The sequence below is a fragment of the Mycobacterium sp. TH-M116 genome (assembly GCF_057473685.1).
The window spans coordinates 1-2,033 of the sequence record NZ_JBYCLC010000349.1; the positions used below are offsets into that span (position 1 = coordinate 1).

Consider the following 2,033-nt stretch of genomic DNA (forward strand, 5'->3'; position numbering starts at 1 on the left):
GCTGCACGTGAGTGGGGAGCCGATACCGGGGCTGTTCGCCGCGGGCAACGCCATGGCCGGTGCGACGGGGCGGGCCTACGGCGGTGCCGGCGGAACCATCGGCCCGGCAATGGTTTTCGGCTACCGGGCGGGCCACGCTGCCGCCACCGGGAAGTCGGTCGATCTGCACTAGGCACGGTGCGGCTTCCAGCGTGGGCGCGCAGCCTATCCGCCGCGGCCGGCAGTATAGGCGATCTCCATGTGGGCGCGGACCACGTCGACGTTGCGTTGCTCGTCGCGCGTGTATCCTTTTGCCCGCCGCACCACTACTTTACGGTCGACCGCCATCGGCAACTGGTGACTCCCCCGGGCGATGCCGGCGCAAACGCGTCATACGCCGGACGGCCCCCGTCAGACGGCGGCCGGGAGCACATGGTCACCCACCTTGTCCGTGGACAGGCACAGCGAGCAGACGTAGGCCTGGTGGGTTTGGCAGGCCAGCATGTCGGGTCGCTCGAACTCGTGGTTGCAGACGTGACAGCGCAGGTGCTCACCCGACGGGTTGCCGCATTCGTCGTGCATGGGCGACGCGATGCCGTCGTCGGTACGCCGAAGGTAGTACTTGCCCTTCGTGGCGATCGCCAGGATGGGCGGCATCACCAACGCGAGGACGATGGCCACCAGCGGCGAGTAGGGCCGCAGTCCCGCGCCGAGGCCACCGAAGAACGCGACGATCGACAGCCCCGCCGCCAACAGCATCGAGCCGAATCCGACCGGGTTGACGGCGTAGAGCATGCCGCGCCGGAACTCGGGCTGCTTCGGCGACAGACCGAGCAGGTACTTGTTGAACACGATGTCGGAGGCCACCGCCACCACCCACGCCATGCCGCAGTTCGAGTAGAACCCGAGGATGGTGTTGAGGAAGTCGAACATGTTGGCTTCCATCAGGATCAGCGCGATCGTCAAGTTGACCCCGAGGAACACCACGCGGCCCGGGTAGTGCTTGGTGAGACGGGTGAAGGAGTTGGTCCACGCCAGCGACCCCGAGTACGCATTGGTCACGTTGATCTTGACCTGGCTGAGGACGACCAGGATCACGGCAAGGGAGAGCGCGAGCCATTCCGGCATGAAGTTCTGGTAGATCTCGTTGAACTGGTGCACGGGCTGGTTGGCGATCGAAATGGAACCCGCGAGGTGAAAGATGAGATATACGGCCAAGAACAGCCCGACAATCTGCTTGACCGCCCCGAACACCACCCAGCCGGGACCGGCGAGCAGCATCCAGGTCCACCAGCTGCGGGAGTTCGACGCGGTGCGCGGGGGCATGAACCGCAAATAGTCGATCTGCTCGGCGATCTGCGCGATCAGCGACAGGCACACGCCGGCGGCCAGCAGGGAGTCGCCCAGATCGAAACCTCTGCGGCCGTACTTGCCGGTGTACCCGAAGAATTCGCCGACCGACTCGGGATGGCTGATCACCAGGTAGACGAACGGGGCGACCATCAGGATCAGCCACAGCGGGGTGGTCCAGAGCTGCAGCTGGGAAAGCACTTTCATGCCGTAGATGACCAGCGGGAAAATGACCAGCGTCGAGCAGGCATAGCCGGCCCAGAGCGGGATGTGCAGGCCCAGCTTGAGGCCTTGGGCCATGATGGAGCCCTCGAGGGCGAAGAAGATGAAGGTGAACGTCGCGAAGATGACGTTGGTGACGACCGAACCGTAGTAGCCGAAGCCACTGCCGCGGGTGATCAGGTCGAGGTCGATGTTGTAGCGCGCGGCGTAATAGGCCAGCGGAAAGCCGGTCGCGAAGATCACCACGGCGAAAATGCCGATGCCCCACAGTGCGTTGGTGGTGCCGTAGGAGATGCCCACGTTGGCGCCGATCGCGAAGTCGGCCAGATAGGCGATGCCGCCGAGAGCCGACACGCCCACCACGGCGGTGGACCACCGCCGGTAGCTACGCGGCGCGAAACGCAGCGTGTAGTCCTCGAGCGTCTCCCTGGTCGCGGTCAGCGGGCGTTGTTCGCCACCTGCCACCGAGGATTCTTCGATTT

3 protein-coding genes are annotated in these 2,033 nt (G+C 65.1%); 1 reads left to right on the plus strand and 2 read right to left on the minus strand.

The genetic code is table 11. From position 1 onward, the window contains the following. Positions 1 to 172, plus strand: a 172-nt coding sequence (locus tag AC2VOK_RS17950) for an FAD-binding protein (RefSeq protein ID WP_428901675.1), incomplete at its 5' end; no start/stop codon positions are given. Positions 173 to 204: 32 nt separating this feature from the next. Here the strand turns inward: AC2VOK_RS17950 and AC2VOK_RS17955 are convergent. Together AC2VOK_RS17955 and AC2VOK_RS17960 are read right to left on the minus strand one after the other, a co-directional pair. Further along, entirely contained in the window at positions 205 to 327 is a 123-nt protein-coding gene (locus tag AC2VOK_RS17955; protein WP_428901673.1) for a hypothetical protein, read from the minus strand. A gap of 63 nt (positions 328 to 390) precedes the next feature. Next, positions 391 to 2,031, minus strand: a complete 1,641-nt coding sequence (locus tag AC2VOK_RS17960; RefSeq protein WP_428901674.1) for a hypothetical protein — start codon at positions 2,029 to 2,031, stop codon at positions 391 to 393. Positions 2,032 to 2,033 lie beyond the last annotated feature (2 nt).

Excerpts from the sequence above, each read along its gene's own strand:
- AC2VOK_RS17955 (WP_428901673.1), bottom strand. The coding sequence starts at position 327 with ATGGCGGTCGACCGTAAAGTAGTGGTGCGGCGGGCAAAAGGATACACG.